Origin of the sequence: Thiosulfativibrio zosterae (assembly GCF_011398155.1) — a bacterium.
In the GTDB taxonomy this organism is placed as follows: domain Bacteria; phylum Pseudomonadota; class Gammaproteobacteria; order Thiomicrospirales; family Thiomicrospiraceae; genus Thiosulfativibrio; species Thiosulfativibrio zosterae.
This window is the reverse complement of record NZ_AP021888.1, coordinates 1,833,659-1,849,146: the sequence shown is the minus strand read 5'-3', so window position 1 is coordinate 1,849,146 and position 15,488 is coordinate 1,833,659. Positions and strand designations below refer to the sequence as shown.

Annotated in this window: 14 protein-coding genes; 9 read left to right on the top strand and 5 right to left on the bottom strand. The window is 43.6% G+C overall.

Annotated features, from left to right (window positions below; genetic code table 11):
• Positions 1-44 precede the first annotated feature (44 nt).
• Complete coding sequence (locus THMIRH_RS08520) at positions 45-530, top strand: low molecular weight protein-tyrosine-phosphatase (RefSeq protein ID WP_173291684.1); 486 nt, start codon at positions 45-47, stop codon at positions 528-530.
• A 278-nt stretch (positions 531-808) separates the two neighbouring features.
• Here THMIRH_RS08520 and THMIRH_RS08515 read toward each other — a convergent pair whose 3' ends face one another.
• The 3 genes from THMIRH_RS08515 to gloB all read right to left on the bottom strand — a co-directional run bounded on the left by THMIRH_RS08515 (position 809) and on the right by gloB (position 5,273).
• Complete coding sequence (locus tag THMIRH_RS08515; protein ID WP_173291683.1) at positions 809-2,746, bottom strand: transglycosylase SLT domain-containing protein; 1,938 nt, start codon at positions 2,744-2,746, stop codon at positions 809-811.
• 65 nt (positions 2,747-2,811) lie between these two features.
• Positions 2,812-4,419 carry a LysM peptidoglycan-binding domain-containing protein gene (locus THMIRH_RS08510; protein WP_207710564.1) on the bottom strand — a complete coding sequence of 536 codons (1,608 nt, stop codon included), beginning with the start codon at positions 4,417-4,419 and terminating at the stop codon, positions 2,812-2,814.
• A 65-nt stretch (positions 4,420-4,484) separates the two neighbouring features.
• The gene (gloB, locus tag THMIRH_RS08505; protein WP_173291681.1) at positions 4,485-5,273 is read right to left on the bottom strand and encodes a hydroxyacylglutathione hydrolase; all 789 of its coding nucleotides are present in this window, start codon (positions 5,271-5,273) and stop codon (positions 4,485-4,487) included.
• A gap of 70 nt (positions 5,274-5,343) precedes the next feature.
• On the opposite strand from gloB, the gene THMIRH_RS08500 reads away from it, so the two are divergent.
• From THMIRH_RS08500 to THMIRH_RS08490, 3 genes are all read left to right on the top strand, one after another.
• The gene (locus THMIRH_RS08500; protein WP_173291680.1) at positions 5,344-6,132 is read left to right on the top strand and encodes a methyltransferase domain-containing protein; all 789 of its coding nucleotides are present in this window, start codon (positions 5,344-5,346) and stop codon (positions 6,130-6,132) included.
• A 9-nt stretch (positions 6,133-6,141) separates the two neighbouring features.
• A complete protein-coding gene (gene rnhA / locus THMIRH_RS08495; protein ID WP_173291679.1) occupies positions 6,142-6,582 on the top strand; it encodes a ribonuclease HI in 441 nt (146 codons plus the stop codon).
• 122 nt (positions 6,583-6,704) lie between these two features.
• A complete protein-coding gene (locus tag THMIRH_RS08490) occupies positions 6,705-7,739 on the top strand; it encodes an IS481 family transposase (protein WP_173289970.1) in 1,035 nt (344 codons plus the stop codon).
• A 109-nt stretch (positions 7,740-7,848) separates the two neighbouring features.
• On the opposite strand, the gene THMIRH_RS08485 is transcribed toward THMIRH_RS08490, so the two are convergent.
• Both THMIRH_RS08485 and dnaQ read right to left on the bottom strand, forming a co-directional pair.
• A complete protein-coding gene (locus tag THMIRH_RS08485) occupies positions 7,849-9,105 on the bottom strand; it encodes a GGDEF domain-containing protein (RefSeq protein ID WP_173291678.1) in 1,257 nt (418 codons plus the stop codon).
• Positions 9,106-9,216: 111 nt separating this feature from the next.
• On the bottom strand, positions 9,217-9,918 hold the full coding sequence (gene dnaQ / locus THMIRH_RS08480; protein WP_173291677.1) for a DNA polymerase III subunit epsilon: 702 nt from the start codon (positions 9,916-9,918) through the stop codon (positions 9,217-9,219).
• Positions 9,919-9,976: 58 nt separating this feature from the next.
• Here dnaQ and THMIRH_RS08475 point away from each other — a divergent pair, with 58 nt between their 5' ends.
• From THMIRH_RS08475 to THMIRH_RS08455, 5 genes are all read left to right on the top strand, one after another.
• A complete protein-coding gene (locus tag THMIRH_RS08475; protein ID WP_173291676.1) occupies positions 9,977-10,402 on the top strand; it encodes an FKBP-type peptidyl-prolyl cis-trans isomerase in 426 nt (141 codons plus the stop codon).
• Positions 10,403-10,635: 233 nt separating this feature from the next.
• A complete protein-coding gene (locus THMIRH_RS08470) occupies positions 10,636-11,838 on the top strand; it encodes an amidase (protein ID WP_173291675.1) in 1,203 nt (400 codons plus the stop codon).
• Positions 11,831-13,411: a gamma-glutamyltransferase family protein gene (locus THMIRH_RS08465; RefSeq protein ID WP_173291674.1), complete on the top strand. Its 1,581-nt coding sequence runs from the start codon at positions 11,831-11,833 to the stop codon at positions 13,409-13,411. Before THMIRH_RS08470 ends, THMIRH_RS08465 begins: the two co-directional genes overlap by 8 nt.
• 1 nt (position 13,412) lies before the next feature.
• Positions 13,413-14,228: a sulfite exporter TauE/SafE family protein gene (locus THMIRH_RS08460; protein ID WP_243831422.1), complete on the top strand. Its 816-nt coding sequence runs from the start codon at positions 13,413-13,415 to the stop codon at positions 14,226-14,228.
• 26 nt (positions 14,229-14,254) lie between these two features.
• The gene (locus THMIRH_RS08455; protein WP_173291673.1) at positions 14,255-15,487 is read left to right on the top strand and encodes a pyridoxal-phosphate-dependent aminotransferase family protein; all 1,233 of its coding nucleotides are present in this window, start codon (positions 14,255-14,257) and stop codon (positions 15,485-15,487) included.
• Position 15,488: the final 1 nt, after the last annotated feature.

Genomic DNA, 15,488 nt, shown 5'->3' with positions numbered 1-15,488 from the left:
TTATAATGAACAAAACATTATTTTAACTTTAAAGAGTCAGTGATATGAAAAAGGTATCTGTAATATTTGTGTGTTTGGGCAATATTTGCCGTTCGCCAACAGCGCATGGTGTTTTTAGACAGTTAGTCAATGATAAGGGTTGGGCGAATCATATTGAAATTGATTCGGCAGGCACGGCAGCCTATCATGTGGGCAAACAGGCGGATGCACGCTCGCGCAGTGTGGCCAAGCAGCGTGGCATAGCCATGGATGATTTGCGCGCTAGAAAAGTGGATTTGGGAGATATTATTGAGTTTGATTATATTCTAGCGATGGACGAAACTAATTATGCTGACCTATTAGAAATGGCATTGCCAGAGCATCGTCATAAAATTCGTTTATTTTTAGAGTTTGCGCCGCAATTTAATCAGAAAGAAGTGCCAGATCCATATTATGGCGGTGCAGATGGATTTAATTTTGTATTTGATTTGGTAGAAGCCGCTTCAGTTGGGCTATTGGCGGATATAGAGCAGAAATACTTACACAAATAAGTCGAATTTTTGAATTAAAAATAACCAGGCCTGGTTGTTTTTTTAAGGATTTATAGTAATAACAAGCGCTTAAGTTGTCATAAAAAAAATTTGGGGCTCATAAAAATATTAAAAATTATATTTGACAAGATAAGGAGTTGCTAATATACTGCAACCATTCATGTTTCTTCATGAGTATCCTCCTCTGATTATTTCTAGTTCATAAGTGAATTTGAAGTAATTTATTTAAGCCCTAGTTGTCCCTAGGGTTTTTTTTCGTCTAGCAAAAATGAGTCTGGTTAATTTTTTACCAAAGTTGACGAATCAGATTTTGCACTTTGCAATTGACCAATCGGTAGCAAGTAATTTTCTAAGCGGTCATATTTTTGATTCAATAATGACTGAAAAATAATCGTGTATTCTAAAACGGCTTTTACATAACGGCGCGTTTCGTTAAAGGGAATGCTGTCAATCCATTGATCAGCGGGGAGTTGTTGATCATCTGGAATCCAATCTTCTACGCGGTTAGGCCCTGCATTATAGGCCGCGGTTGCAAGGATACGATTACCTTGGAATTTCTCATTGAGATAACTTAAATAGGCCGACCCTAATTCAATGTTAGATTCTGCATTGGTTAGGTTTTTGTAGGTCTGTGGTTTGACCCCAATTTTCTGACCAATAAATCGCGCCGTATTGGGCATGAGTTGCATTAACCCAGTTGCGCCTACGGGTGAGCGAATGTCTGTGGCAAACGCACTCTCTCGGCGCATAACGCCATAAATCCATGCAGGGTCAACGGCATGTTGTTTAGCAGCTTGCAGCACAGGTGTTTTATGGGGTGTCGGAAAGCGCAGTTCAATATTATTCCAGTTTTCTGCCATCGCCAGTCCACGAATCGCTATGTTATGTTGTTGCCAGTCGGTCGCTAAATAACTGATGGCTTCTAATTCATCATTTTTGGCCGTTTGAAGCAGATGGTACCATTCTCGATTCGCATTCAAAAGCCAGTCAATCGCCAGCAACTCTTTAATTCTGGGAAGTTGTGAATATTTTTGAATTAATTCATTAACATCTATTTTTTTAGAGGGGCTAGGGTTAAATTGATAATCTTGCTTGAGTTTATCCGCGGCTAAAAAACCATAAAAGTTTCTTTTTGTGGCTAGGTTTTTATAAATTTGCTGGGCTTTTTTGGGTTCTTGGGTGTTATCGAGTGCCCTTGCTAGCCAGTATTGCCATTTTTCGGTGGTCTTTTCATCATCTTCTAGTTTTTCATAGACTTCAAGAACACTTGCCCAGTCAGAATGGCGCAGAGCCAGTTGTAACTGCCAACGAAGCGTGCTTTCAGAGCTGTCTGTTTCATTGACCTGGTCTAATAAGGACTTAGCATCTGGCTGGTAATTTCTTGCTAAGCGTAAAGAGATAATTCTCATTAAACTCAATTCTTCAGCTTGGTTCAGCCCATAACGCTTAGCGTCTTGCGTGACCAATTTTTGGGCAAGTTTAGGGTCTTTTTTAGAAAGCTTTTTAATACCTTGAATAAAAATATTTTGGCGAACTTGCCCCGGATACTCTGAGGGTAAAGGCTGGGTTAATTGGCTTGGATCTTTGTGAATTTTTAACCAGGCCTGGAAAATATTGCGCTCGTTTTGCGATAAGTGTTTGGATAACTTGGTCGCATAGGTGATTTCATCACGACCCATGGCCATATTGATATTTTCCCAAACCATAGAGCCTGTTAATAGCTTGTTTTTGATTAAATAGTTTTCTAGGGGTTGGCAAGCTCTTGACAGGGGTTTGCCAGTTTGCCAAAGCGCTTTAGCCTTGTCTGAAGATTCTGGTTTGGGTTGGGTGTTGAGTTCAGCCAAAGTGGCATAACATTTAAGGTTCTGAGCCGTAAAATCTTCAGAATTATAATGGGCTAGAAAACTGCGCCATTGTTGGCTTCGCCCTAAGTGATTCAACCAGTAGTATTTTAGGCGGCCAGACAAATGATTGTCTTTGTTTTGGATAACGAACTGTTCAATCGCGCTGTTAGGCGTGCTGTCGATGTTTTTATAAAAATCAAAAAAGCTTAAGTAGGGAGCAAGTACATAACCGGAAAGACGTTTTTTGTAATCAGCAATGAGCGCACGGTCTTTTTTATTAATGGCATCGTAAGCCTCTAAAAATAAGCGCTGTTGTTCGGTTAGGCTGGCAATATCCGGTTTTGCAAAATTGGGGTTTGAAAAAAAAAGCAAAAACAAGCCTAAGTAAATAAGCGAGTGATGACTGTTTTTTAGGCAATAAGCGTTAAAAAAAAACACTAACTTTTAACCCAAACGCTGATTTTTTGGCCAGGCTGTAACACCTCGGCTTCCGAAATTTGATTCCATCGCGCTAACTGATTGGTTGACACTTTATATTTTTGAGCCACAGTCCATAAACTATCCCCATTTTTCAGGGTATAAGTTACTTGTTTGCCATATTGATTGGAACGAATTTTCAAGTTTTGGCCTTTATATAACGGCTCGCGTATCCCGATATTATTCCATTGACATAACTCTTTGGTTGTTATGTCGTAATAGCGTGCAATTGTCCATAAGGATTCGCCTGTTTTAACCTTGTGAAAAACAACCGATCCTTGATATTTAACCGGTTCTTTGGGTTTTAAAAGCTGCTTGGCATATTGAACGGGTACGGGTATTAATAAGGTTTTGCCAACGCGGATATTGGTATTTTTCATCTCATTGAGGCGTTGGATGGCAGCTGCTCTGGTTTTATATTTTTCGGCAATAACGCTTAGGCTTTCGCCTTTTTTAACGACATGTTTAGTCCATTGTACTGCCAAAATTTCGGGCTGTTTATCCAATGCCGCTTTAAAGGTTTGACTGGCTGCGACAGGCAATAATATTTCAAATGGACCCTTAGGCGGTGTCGTGGGTTGAAGATACCCAGCGTTTAACAGTTTTAATTGTTCTTTAGCAACCCCTGTAATTTTAGCCAAGCTGATAAAGTCCACTTGTTGGCTTAGGTTGACTTTTTCAAAATGCACATGGTTTTCAATGGGGTTTAAAGTGATTTGGTAACTCTGACGGTGCTTTACCAAATAACTTACTGCTAGCAATTGCGGCACATAATGTTGTGTTTCTTTGGGTAAATATTTACGAATGTTCCAAAAATTGGCATCCCCATTCGGGTTTTTATTTAAGTAAAGTCGTTTTGCCTTAAGCACATTGCCATAACCAGCATTATAAGAGGCTAGGGCCAAAAGCCAGTCGTATTCGTTTTGTACATAGAGTTGTTGCAAGTAATTTAAAGCGGCTTCAGTACTGCGATGTATGTCTTGACGACCGTCATACCACCAGTTGCGTTCTAGCCCAAACATTTCACCTGTATTGGGCATAAACTGCCAAAGTCCGGCAGCGCTTTGATAAGACTTGGCATAGGGTTGAAAACCACTTTCAACCACCGGTAATAAAGCCACTTCGTAGGGCATTTGACGACTTTTGACTTCTTGCAAAATAAAATACAAATAAGGCCGTGCTCTATCTGAAATGCGGGTGAGATAATTAGGGTTTTTGGTGTAATAGTTTAAATAGTCCTGAAAGTTATGAGTATTAGCGGGCGTAATAAAAAAACGTTCAGACAATACTGGCCAAAGATCTTTAGCGCCCTCAGTTGGCTTAACAAAAATCGATAAGGGTTCTTCAGGTGTCGTGTCGGCCAATAAATTAAGATTTTGCTGGGTGTTTTGCAAAACCCTTAAAGCAAGGTCTTCAGGTATGTCAGATTCTGCATTGTGAATTTCTAAGTCCAAAATAGGCAGTTTAGGAGATTCATCAGTGGTCAGGGTTGGTTCGGAGATTGCATTTTGCGCGGTTTGGGTTGGCACAGTTTGGCAAGCCGACAACAAAGTCAGGCTGCAAGACAAAATAACCCATTTTGCTTTGGTTGGCCAAATTTGGTCGAAAGTGGTCTTGGAAATAAAGCGGTATATCATTTTGCTGGATAGCCTTTTTGGTCTATGTGATCTTTCCAGTCTCTTAAGGTTTTAAAAAGACTTTCTGGGGTGTTTTGGGCGCCGCGAGCCAATAAAGTTTCTTGAATCGGCAACTGATCGAAACGCAAAAATGGATTAGTTGCTTTTTCGAGTTTTAATGTCGATTGCGGTGCGACTAGGGGCTGCGGATATTCAATGTGTGTTGTCGCGATGCGGTTTTGCAGGTCGACATTCGATGGGTCGGCAAACTGGGCAAACTTTAAATTGCTTAGGGTATATTCATGGGCAGAATAAAAATTTAAACCATCGGGTAGGGCGCGAAGTTTCAACAAAGATTTGGCAAAGGCATCATAACCCCCATCAAATTGTCGTCCGCATCCCGCGCCAAAGAGGGTGTCGCCACAAAATAAGTCTTGCTGATTATAATAAGCAATATGGTCGTAAGTATGACCTGGTGTTTCGATCACCTTAAGATGATAATCATCAAACAGGCTAACCTCATCCCCGTCTACAAGACGCTGCTCAATCAGGTTATTAGGTGTTTTTTGCGGGCCATAAACCCTAGCGGCAGGAAATTGTTTTTTGAGTTCGGCAATGCCATCAACATGGTCGTGATGATAGTGGGTAATTAAAATACCCGCTAAATTTAGCGAGTGGCTTGCTAAATAGTTAAGAACCGGCTGTGCTTGCCCAGGGTCAATCACCCAAACCATTTCTTGTTTGACAAGTAGCCAGATATAGTTATCGTAACTGCCAACCAGAGCGGGAAGACCAATGATTTTCATGTAGGGTTCTTAAGTTGTTATAATCGGTCAATATTCTAGCAAATATCAAGTTAAATAATTGCGATAAATCATGATATACAAGCACTTTCAACAGTTTTTAATGCGACTTTATCAAACTGAAACCTGCCAGGGATTATTACGGGATGAAAAAAGTCTGATTGACTTTGCCTTGCGTAAATCCTTTGGGTTGTATGTGCTGCAAATTGGGTTAACCAGTTGGCGTCCTTTATTGGATTCTTGCCGCTTAACTCAAAAAATTTTAGTGGATGACTCGATTGTTGAAGATTTTTTTGATGCCTATATCGTGGCCGACCTAAATTATCTACCCATTCGCAACGATTCGGTTGATATGGTTTTTTTGCCGCATACCTTGGAAACCGTTGAAGATCCTTACCATTTGTTAAGGCAAATTGACGATTTACTGATTGCTGAGGGTAAAGTTCTGATTACAGGTTTTAACCCTATAGGCTGCGCGGTTTTCATGCAAAAAGTGGGTCAAAACAGAGCCATGTTTAAACAGGCCAATTTGATATCTCCGGCACGCATTGTCGACTGGTTAAGATTGTTGGGTTATGACATTGAATGGATAGGTTTTAGTGCGACAACCTGTTTGGCAAACTCAAAACCTTCCGGCAAAATAGCGCGGCGTTTTGGTCAAGCCATGTCTTTTGTGGGTTTAGAAACAGGCAATGTTTATGCGATTATGGCTAAAAAGCGCATCAGTTCCCCAACGCCTGTGGGGCTTAACTGGAAGTTATCAGACTGGATGCGTGTTAGAAAAGTGGGTAAAAGCGTTTCTGCGGCTTCAAGACAAGAACCGGCTGCGCCCATGAAAAATGCGAAAATGAAAAAGGGTTAAAAGCGCGTGATGGTAGAAATTTTTACAGATGGCGGTTGTCGTGGCAACCCTGGTGTGGGTGGCTGGGGAGCTTTATTACGCTTTGGTCAGATTGAAAAAGAGCTTAAAGGCTATGCATTAGAAGCCACCAATAACCAAATGGAATTAATGGCGGCCATTCAAGGCTTAGAGGCTTTAACTCGCCCATGTCAGGTGAGAATTACCACCGATTCTCAATATGTCAAAAACGGCATTACTCAGTGGATTGCTAATTGGAAGAAAAATCAATGGAAAACTGCCGCCAAACAACCCGTTAAAAACAAAGAGTTATGGCAAAGATTGGATGCGGCAGTGCAAAAGCATCAAGTTGAGTGGGCTTGGGTTAAAGGCCATGCCGGTCATGCAGAAAACGAAAGGGTTGATGAGTTAGCCAATCAAGCCATGGATGAAGCACAGCAATTAAAGCCTTAGGTTAGTGCTAAAAAAGCTTAGATGTAAAAGTCACGACTTCATCTGACACTGCTCTTGAAAAAGAGCAAGTTTCCCGTTTTGATATTAGGTGTCTAATCAAAATCAAAACAAAGGAAACTCACATGATTAATACTAATCAAAAAATCATCAAACATAAAGTCGGATTACTCAATCTTGCAGAAGAACTTGGCAATGTTTCAAAAGCCTGCAAAGTAATGGGCTTATCTCGAGATACTTTCTATCGTTATAAAGCTGCCGTTGATGACGGTGGTGTTGATGCTCTAATCGATAAAACCCGCCGGAAACCCAACCTTAAAAACCGAGTAGATGAAGTAACTGAACAAGCCGTTATTCAATATGCGATTGACTATCCTGCTTACGGTCAACTTAGAGCAAGCAATGAACTCAGAAAACTCGGTATATTCGTTTCATCTAGTGGCGTGCGCAGTATCTGGATCAGAAATGAACTGGCTAACTTCAAAGACCGTTTAAAAGCTTTAGAAGACAAGGTTGCCAACGACGGCATTATTCTGACCGAAGCGCAGGTCGTAGCCCTTGAAAAGAAAAAGCATGACGATGAAGTCAGCGGTGAAATTGATACTGCCCATCCAGGGTACTTGGGTTCGCAAGATACCTTCTATGTTGGCACCTTAAAAGGTGTTGGCAGAATCTATCAACAAACCTTTGTCGATACCTACTCAAAAGTAGCGTTTGCTAAGCTTTATGCCACCAAAACACCGATAACAGCGGCAGATACCCTTAATGATCGAGTGCTACCATTTTTTGAGCAACACGAACTGCCCATGCTCAGAATCCTGACTGACCGTGGCACTGAGTATTGTGGTAAAGCGGAGCAGCACGATTATCAATTATACTTGGCGCTAAATGATATTGAGCACACTAAAACCAAAGTCAAATCACCGCAAACCAATGGCATTTGTGAGCGCTTTCACAAAACCATTTTGCAGGAGTTTTACCAAATCACTTTCCGCAAAAAGATTTACACATCAATTGAACAACTTCAAACGGACCTGGATGAGTGGATTCATTTTTACAACCATCACAGAACTCATCAAGGTAAAATGTGTTGTGGAAGAACACCAATGGAAACATTGGAAGATGGCAAAAAGATATGGGCTGAAAAGTTCGTAGCTTAAACTTAAACTGACAGACACTCATAAAAAACGGGGAACTGTCAGATGAAGTCTGAATTTCTACAGCTTAGATGTTTTTTAAAGTTTGGTGTACCAATAAAGTCGCAAAGACCTAAAAGAGCTCAATATCATCTTCTTGGCCTGCGACTTTTACGCAGTTACGCCCAGAGGATTTGGCCTCATACAAAGCAATGTCTGCGGTTTTATAGATTTCATTCGCATCTAACAGGTTTGCGCCATCAATAATGACCAGGCCTGTTGAAATGGTTACTAATTTAAAATCAGGGTTGCCGGTGTGCGGAATCGCGAGTTCTAAAATGGCATTGCGACAATAATTAGCCAGCACTTCAGCGTCTTCTGGGTGAGTAACATTACAAATCACCCCAAACTCTTCTCCACCCAATCTAAAGCTATAATCGCCTTTGCGTTTGTAAGCGCTTGCGATGGTTTTGGCGACCAACGCTAAAACGCGATCTCCTTCTTGGTGTCCGTAGGTGTCGTTATATTTTTTGAAATTATCGATGTCGATAATCATAAAAGCCAAATAGTTGTGATTGCGTATGGCGTTATCAATTTGTTTGGCAAACACTTGGTTAAAGAAGCGGCGATTATAAAGTTTGGTTAAGTCATCTCTGATGGCCATTTCTTCAATTTGCTTTTCTCGTGAGATGTTTTGTTGAAAACAAATTTTGCGTCCAGAGTCGTCGCCCCAAATGTCTTTGGCTGGCACTATGTCGGTTTTTACCCAAATTTGGCTACCATCTTTTTTAAAGATTTGTGCTTCCATGGCATTCGCATCATCATTGTCATGGGTATTTAAAAAGTTGGGTAGTTTGCCGATGAGTTCATGTCGCTCATAACCTAATGCATTCGCCAAAGCGCAGCTGATATCTACCAAATACCCATCGGGCGAAAGCTCATAACTGAGTTGGTGTTGGTTAATCACGCGTAATTTATGTTCTAGGGTTTCTTTATCCAATAAACCTTTCATTTTGAGGGCTAGAAAGGGCAGGGTAAATTTGATGATTTCTAATCCCGGCAAGGGTTGTTGATCTTCTTGCAAGCCCTCAAAAACCATGTAGCCCAAGAGAGTTTGGTCATCCATTAGCGGAATAATGGCCTGTCCATTTTCATATAAGATGGCAAACGACTTAGGTGCTGGCATGGGACGAGGTTTATGCGCATTTGTCTGATAAATGAGCTTATTTTTTTCAGTGAAGGGGTTATTAATGTACAAGCTGCCATGGCGGGCGTTAAGCAATGGAATCAGAAAATCAATGGCCGCTTTAGATAAATCATTGACCGATGCCATTTGCGATAAATAATTTAAGAACGCATTTTTGTCATCAACTAAAGAAATGGTATTCATGGGCAGTTAAGCAACTTCTACATAATTTTAATGAGTAATATTATAACGGTTTGCAAGCACTGAAGGGTTGAATTAGCCAAGTTAAAAGTCAAAAAATTCGTTTTCAGTTTGTTACCAGTTTAAGGTAGCGCCAAATTTTTTTGAAATTTCCGCCAGCTTATTGTGATGCATTTCCAACTCTTCTGCCGTAGCACGAATCACTTTTAATGAATGGCGATTTTTTTGTAAAGAAACATTGCGGGTTTGTTTATCCGACGCATTTTCAAAGGCGCTGGCCAGCATTAAATCTGTCTGGCCGCCGGTCATCATCAAATAAACATCTGCCAAGATTTCAGAGTCTAGTAGAGCGCCGTGTAGGGTTCGGTTGGAATTATCAATGCCCAAACGCTTACACAAAGCATCCAAAGAAGCGCGCTGCCCAGGAAAGGCCTTGCGAGCCATTTTTAAACTGTCGGTAATGGTGCAATGGTCTTCAATTTTGCCCCAAGGGTTTTTGGGTAATTGCGCTAACTCTGCATTGATAAAACCAACATCGAAAGGTGCGTTATGAATAATGAGTTCTGCGCCCGCCACATAATTCATAAAATCTTCAACCACATCTTTAAAGATGGGCTTATCCTTCAAAAAGGCATCGGTAATGCCGTGCACCGCAATGGCATCCGGCGGAACTTCTCTTTCGGGTTGAATATACTGGTGGTAATTATTACCGGTCAAGCGGCGTTTAATCAGTTCAACAGCTCCGATTTCAATGATTTTATCGCCCGTTAAAGGGTTGAATCCTGTTGTTTCGGTGTCCAGAATAATTTGACGCATGAACTTAATCCATCAGTTAGAATAGTGCTGTTATTTTAAATGATTTAGGAATCAGAAAATGAAAATTAAAAAAGGGTGTGAAGTCACTTTTCATTATGAATTAAGAGATGAAAAAGGCGAGTTAATCGATTCTACTTTTGGCGGAGAACCGGTTCATTATGTTCACGGCGAAGGTGAATTGATCTCCGGCCTAGAGGAATTCTTAGAGGGTGAAGAGCCTGGATTTACTGCGCGTGTGACCATTTCTCCAGAAGACGGCTATGGCGTGAGAACGGAAGATTTAGTGGTGTATGCAGAAGCGGATAACTTTGACGACAGTGTTGAGTTAAAAGTGGGTGAAGTGGTTGAAACGGAAGACCCAGACGGTGAAACCATTGAGTTTGTGATTACCGAAATTGATGGCGATAAAGTTTTCCTAGATGGCAATCATCCATTGGCTGACAAAACCCTAGATTACAAAATCGAAGTGCTCGAAGTTGCCTAATTAATTTAGCCTTCTAAAAGCTTTAAAAAGCCCCTAATTTTAACCAAGCTTTATGCCCTTCAGGGTGCTGGTCAAAATTAGGGGCTTTTTTTGTTTTAAGGCTTATTTTTCATGTTTATAAAGTCGTCACAATTCAAATTGCCCATGCCTTAAAAAATTATTGTTTCAAATAAATTAACAAATTGTGTACAATTGTGTCTACATTTTAAAATCTAGTTGTGGGAATTCAGTTAATGAATGTTTCAAGGGGCGTATTTCAAGATCTGCAAAGTCACTTTAAAGTCACTGAGTCTCAGGCGGCTGGGGCATTGAGTGGTTTTAAACTGGGCGTTAAAGATTTATTTGATATCGCAGGTTTCCCTACCTCTGCTGGCAACCCGCATTGGCTCGAAACTCATTCTATTCCCAAAGCAACGGCTTCAAGTGTTAATAAACTCTTGAATGCAGGTGCGCAGTTGGTCTGCAAAACCTTAACCGATGAACTGGCTTATAGTTTGAATGGTATTAACTACCATTATGGAACCCCAACCAACTTTGCTGCACCCGAGCGCATTCCCGGTGGTTCCAGTAGTGGTTCGGCGGCGGCGGTCAGTTGTGGACTGGTGGATATCGGGCTGGGCACTGACACCGGCGGTTCGGTGCGTGTTCCGGCCAGTTATAACGGCTTGTTTGGGCTGCGCCCGACTCATGGCATGATTGCCATGGATAACATGGTGGCACTGGCACCCGAGTTTGATACGGTGGGCTGGTTAACGCGCGATTTAGCAACGCTGAGTGCAGTGGCGCAAGTGATTTTTAAAGACACCTTGGTTGAACGTTTCAATAGCACACCTCAGCAATTGGTTTATTTTAAACCAGAATTGCAAGATGGCATTTTATGGCCCAATGAATCTAAGTTGACATCCAGCTGGCAGAGCTGTTTGCCAAGGGTTGATTTAACGGATGAAGTGGTATTAACCCAAGAATTTTTAACCTTTGCAAGCCAAACCTATCGTACTTTACAAGGCTACGCCGCTTGGCAGGTGCATGGTGAGTGGATTGAAAAAACGCGCCCCGTGTTTGCCTCCGACATTGCTGAAAGGTTTGACTGGTGCAGCACAATTACTGAGGCACAGCAACAACAAGCCAGATGTGATCAAGCCAGCATTCAAGCTCAAATGAATGCTTGGTTACCCACGCCGTCGCATGTAGCACTCTTGCCAACCACACCGGGTGCAGCGCCTTTGCTCAATTCTAGCGCTGAGGATTTGGCGAGTTACCGTAATTTATTAATGGGTTTAACCGCTCTAGCTGGGCTGACGCAACGCCCACAACTGCATTTACCGATTTTGGTAGACCAGGGCGCACCTTGGGGTATGTCACTGTTTGGTGCGCCCCAGTCTGATTGTCAACTGATTGCCTTGGCAACTCAATTTTTGGAGAAATGGCATGGCTAAGATTGCCTTTACCGCACCGCATTATCAAGCAACCCAAGCCGGTTTGGCGATTTTGGAACAGGGGGGCAATGCGGTAGATGCCATGGTAGCTGCGGCTGCGACGGTTGCTGTGGCTTATCCGCACATGAACAGTTTGGGGGGCGATGGGTTTTGGCTGGTGCAAGTGCCAGGTCAAGCGCCATTTGCTTTAGATGCCTCGGGTTGGGCCGCACAAGCGGCGGATGTCAGTTTGTATGATGGGTTAGAAGCCATTCCCGCACGTGGTCCGAAAGCTGCCTTGACGATGGCAGGCGCAGTGAGCGGTTGGCAATTGGCGCGTCACAAAATGGTCGATTTTGGGTTTGAGAATTTGCCCATAAATCAAGTGTTGCAAACCGCAATGGATTTGGCTAAGCAAGGCATTGAAGTCACCGACAGTTTGGCTGCAGCGAGCCGCTTAACCTTTGAAACCCTTAAAGAGGTTCCAGGGTTTGCGGCCTGTTTTGCGCCAGAAGGTCGTCCGTTGGTGGCAGGCGAACGTTTTCAAAATGCTGCACTCGGTGATCTGTTAAATCAATTGGCTACTCAGGGATTGGACGATTTTTACCGCGGTGGCATTGCTCAAAAAATAGGCGCAGTGCTAAGCCAAGTTGGCAGCCCGATTACAACAGAAGACTTAAATGCCTATCATGCGCAAGAGATGCCTGTGCTCAGTGCGGATACCGCTTTAGGCACGCTTTACAATGTGGGCGCACCAACGCAAGGCTTGGCCTCTTTGCTCATCTTGGCGTTATATGACCGTTTGGTGCAACCCGATTGGAGCGAAGCGCAACAGGTTCATCATTTGGTGGAATGTACTAAACAAGCGTTTTTAATTCGAGATGCCGTGATTACCGACCCCAGCCGACTGACAGCTGATTTGCAGTCGTGGTTGAGCGAAGCGCAATTGCAAACTTGTTTGACCAATATCAGCGCAGACCAGGCTTTGCCTTGGCCGCACACCCCAGCGCATGGCGATACTGTTTGGATGGGTTGTGTGGATGCCCAAGGGGTGATGGTCAGCTATATTCAAAGTATTTATTGGGAATTTGGTTCGGGCGTAGTGATTCCAGAGTTTGGTTTAGTCTGGAATAATCGGGGTACTAGCTTTAGCCTAGACCCCAAAAGTCGCAATGCCTTAGCGCCTCGCATGAAGCCGTTTCATACCCTGAATCCAGCGATGTGTGTTTTCAAAGATGGACGCAGAATGGTCTACGGCACTATGGGGGGCGAAGGACAGCCGCAAACTCAAGCGGCGGTTTACAGTCGCTATGCTTATCAGCACCTATCGCTTAATCAAGCCATTGCCGAAGACCGCTGGTTGCTGGGGCGCACTTGGGGTGATCAACAGCACGATTTAAAAATGGAACCGACTTTGGCGAGTCGCATCGGGCAAACATTGCAAAGTATGGGGCATGAGCTTCAAGTCTTGCCACAACAAACCGAAAAAATGGGACACGCCGGAGCGGTTGTTTTATTCCCAGATGGTGATGTCAGTGCCGCCACCGACCCTCGCAGTGATGGCGCTGCCTTAATCATTGAAGGAGGGGCGTAAGTTGGAACTTTTCAATTATTGGCCATTTTTGCTGTCTTTAATGGGCACTGGCATAGTGGCTGGATTGCTGGCTGGATTGCTCGGTGTGGGCGGCGGTATTGTGATCGTGCCGGTGATGTATTTTATATTTCAAAATCTTGGTATGACCCCTGCGGATGCCATGAGTTTGGCTACGGGCACCTCCTTGGCAACCATTATACCTACCTCGATTTCATCGATACGCGCGCATCATAAAAAGGGCAATGTGGACTGGGAAATCACCCAGGCCTGGTTAATTTTTATGTTGTTTGGCGTATTTTTAGGCAGTGTTTTGGTGTCGCAAATTCAAAGCCCAATTTTTATTGGCTTGTTTGCGTTGATTGCCATGAGTGTTGCAGTAAGGATGTTCTTGCATCAAACCAATGCTCATGCCCGTTTGCCAAGTCTTGGCATTCAACGCAGCAGCGCCACTGCCTTGGGCGGTTTGTCGGTGATGGCCGGCATAGGCGGCGGCACGATTGGCGTACCGCTGTTATCAAAATTTGGATTGGTGGCGCATCGTGCCGTGGGCACGGCAGCGGCTTTTGGATTGATTATCGCCTTGCCAGGTGCCTTGGTGATGTTTGTGTTGGGGCAAACTCCGCCCAATGCCCCTTTGGGCAGTTTTGGGTTGGTTAACCTGCCAAGCTTTTTGGCCATAGTGCCTTTAACCGTTTTATTTGCGCCCTTGGGCGTTAAGTTGGGGCAAAAGTTACCCGCTCAAACTTTAAAGAAAGTGTTTGCAATCGTCTTAGGAATCACTGGCGTGCGTATGTTTTTACAAGCCCTTGGCGTTTAAGGCGGGGCACAATCATGGAGTATAAAATGTCTGAAATTTTCGATCAAATTAATCCGCCTGCCAGATTACTGATGGGGCCGGGTCCGATTAACGCCGACCCTAGAGTGTTGCGTGCGATGTCTGCACAACTGGTTGGGCAATATGATCCTGCCATGACGCATTACATGAACGAAACCATGGCGTTGTATCGTCAGGTGTTTGAAACCCAAAATCAATGGACGATTTTAATCGATGGCACATCGCGCGCTGGGATTGAAGCCGTTTTGGTGTCGGCGATTGAGCCTGGCGATAAGGTTTTGGTGCCAGTGTTTGGACGCTTTGGGCATTTACTCACCGAAATCGCGCATCGTTGTGGCGCAGAGGTGCACACCATTGAAATGCCTTGGGGTGAAGTCTTTAAGCCAGAGCAAATTGAAGAAGCTATTAAAAAAGTACAGCCCAAAATGTTGGCGGTGGTGCAAGGCGATACCTCCACCACCATGCTGCAACCCCTAGAAGAATTAGGCGCAATTTGCCAACGCTATGGTGTGCTATTTTATTCTGACGCAACCGCTTCAATTGCTGGTAACCCTTTTAAAACTGATGCTTGGGGCTTGGATGCGGTGTCGGTTGGCTTGCAAAAATGTTTGGGTGGTCCTTCGGGGAGTGCGCCGGTGACTTTTAGTGAGCGTTATGTTGAAGTGGTGCGTAAGCGTCAGCATGTTGAAGCGGGTATTCGGGATGCGCATCATCAAGACAGTGCAGGGCAAATCATTCGCTCTAACTATTTTGATATTCCGATGATTTTGGATTACTGGGGCGAAGAGCGTTTAAATCACCATACTGAAGCCAGTTCCATGCTCTATTGCGCCCGTGAATGTGCCCGAATTGTGTTGCAAGAAGGGCTGGATGCTTGCATCACGCGTCATCAACTCAATGGCGATGCCATGCGTGCCGGTGCAGAAGGCTTAAATTTAAAATTATTTGGTGACCAAGACCATAAAATGACCAATGTCTTGGGCGTTTATATTCCGGAGGGAATTCCAGGTGAAGCGGTTCGCACTGCTATGTTATTGGATTTTGGTATTGAAATCGGCACTTCGTTTGGTCCCTTAAAAGGCAAAATTTGGCGGATTGGCACCATGGGATACAACGCCCGTAAAGATGCGGTTTTGGTAACCCTTGCGGCCCTTGAAAATGTATTGCGTCGCATGGGGCATAAGTTGCCGATGGGCGAAGCGGTAGATCGTGCCATGGCTGTTTACGGACAGGGGCAATAAT

Bases quoted from the DNA above. Each gene is read 5' to 3' on its own strand.
- dnaQ (WP_173291677.1), bottom strand. From the start codon at position 9,918: ATGCGTCAAATTATTCTGGACACCGAAACAACAGGATTCAACCCTTTA.
- THMIRH_RS08500 (WP_173291680.1), top strand. From the start codon at position 5,344: ATGATATACAAGCACTTTCAACAGTTTTTAATGCGACTTTATCAAACT.
- THMIRH_RS08520 (WP_173291684.1), top strand. From the start codon at position 45: ATGAAAAAGGTATCTGTAATATTTGTGTGTTTGGGCAATATTTGCCGT.
- THMIRH_RS08470 (WP_173291675.1), top strand. From the start codon at position 10,636: ATGAATGTTTCAAGGGGCGTATTTCAAGATCTGCAAAGTCACTTTAAA.
- rnhA (WP_173291679.1), top strand. From the start codon at position 6,142: ATGGTAGAAATTTTTACAGATGGCGGTTGTCGTGGCAACCCTGGTGTG.
- THMIRH_RS08465 (WP_173291674.1), top strand. From the start codon at position 11,831: ATGGCTAAGATTGCCTTTACCGCACCGCATTATCAAGCAACCCAAGCC.
- THMIRH_RS08455 (WP_173291673.1), top strand. From the start codon at position 14,255: ATGTCTGAAATTTTCGATCAAATTAATCCGCCTGCCAGATTACTGATG.
- THMIRH_RS08475 (WP_173291676.1), top strand. From the start codon at position 9,977: ATGAAAATTAAAAAAGGGTGTGAAGTCACTTTTCATTATGAATTAAGA.
- THMIRH_RS08490 (WP_173289970.1), top strand. From the start codon at position 6,705: ATGATTAATACTAATCAAAAAATCATCAAACATAAAGTCGGATTACTC.
- THMIRH_RS08485 (WP_173291678.1), bottom strand. From the start codon at position 9,105: ATGAATACCATTTCTTTAGTTGATGACAAAAATGCGTTCTTAAATTAT.
- gloB (WP_173291681.1), bottom strand. From the start codon at position 5,273: ATGAAAATCATTGGTCTTCCCGCTCTGGTTGGCAGTTACGATAACTAT.